This window comes from Pseudomonas sp. EggHat1 (genome assembly GCF_014892995.1).
Lineage (GTDB): Bacteria > Pseudomonadota > Gammaproteobacteria > Pseudomonadales > Pseudomonadaceae > Aquipseudomonas > Aquipseudomonas chaetocerotis.
In genome coordinates, this window is sequence record NZ_JACKQK010000035.1 from 1 (window position 1) to 1,186 (window position 1,186).

The 1,186-nt window shown below is 63.8% G+C and carries 1 protein-coding gene and 1 pseudogene; both read left to right on the forward strand.

Annotated features, from left to right (window positions below; genetic code table 11):
• Positions 1–621 (forward strand): TRAP transporter small permease (locus INS93_RS24565; RefSeq protein WP_226945735.1); only part of this gene is annotated, 621 nt, incomplete at its 5' end.
• Positions 618–1,186, forward strand: a pseudogene (gene dctM, locus INS93_RS24570) (C4-dicarboxylate TRAP transporter large permease protein DctM); the annotation flags it as partial. The gene INS93_RS24565 and the pseudogene dctM, both read left to right, overlap by 4 nt.

Sequence of the window (1,186 nt, forward strand, 5' to 3'; positions counted from 1 at the left end):
TTGCGGCGCGTCTGGGAGCACTTCGAGGAAGGCTTCATCGCTTTCCTCCTGGCGGCCATGACGCTGATCACTTTCGTCTACGTGATCCTCAACAACTTCTACACCCTGTTCTATTGGCTGGGTGACTATTTCGGCGGTAACGAGTTTCTCCTCGGTATCGGCGACGCCATTCTCGACATGGCCCAGGCGATGACCTGGAGCAATGCCCTGACCAAGGCCCTGTTCGGCTGGCTGATCTTCTTCGGCCTGGCCTACGGCGTGCGCACCGCCGGCCACATCGGCGTCGACGCCCTGGTCAAGCTCGCCCCGCGCGGCGTGCAGCGCGTCATCGGCGTGATCGCCTGCTCGGCCTGCCTGGGTTACGCCGGCCTGATCGCCGTCGGCAGCTTCGACTGGGTGCACACCCTGTTCACCGCCGGTATCGGTGCCGAAGACCTCGGCCACTACGGTATTCAGCAATGGCATATCGGCATGATCGTGCCGTTCGGCTACGCCATGGTGTTCGTCCGCTTCCTGGAAATCCTCGTCCGTATCCTGCGCAACGAGCAGACCGGTCTCGGYYTGGCTGACGAAGCCGCCGATGCCCTGAAGATCAATGAGCACGAGGAGCCCAAGCAATGACCGTTCTGTTCCTCTTCCTGCTGTTGTTCCTGCTGATGTTCATCGGCGTGCCGATCGCCGCGTCGCTCGGCCTGGCCGGTTCGATCACCATCATGCTGTTCAGCCCGGACTCGGTGCGCTCGCTGGCAATCAAGCTGTTCGAGACGTCCGAGCACTACACCCTGCTGGCGATCCCGTTCTTCCTCTTGTCCGGTGCGTTCATGACCACCGGCGGCGTGGCGCGYCGCCTGATCGACTTCGCCAACGCCTGCGTCGGCCATATCCGTGGCGGTCTGGCCATCGGTGCGGTGCTGGCGTGCATGCTGTTCGCCGCGTTGTCCGGCTCGTCGCCGGCTACCGTAGCAGCGGTCGGCTCCATCGCCATCGCCGGTATGGTGCGTTCCGGTTACCCGCAGGCCTTCGGCGCCGGCATCGTGTGTAACGCCGGTACCCTGGGCATCCTGATTCCGCCGTCGATCGTGATGGTGGTGTACGCCGCCGCCACCGAGCAGTCGGTGGGCAAGCTGTTCATGGCCGGGGTGATCCCGGGCGTGATGCTGGGCCTGGTGCTGATGATCGCGATCTA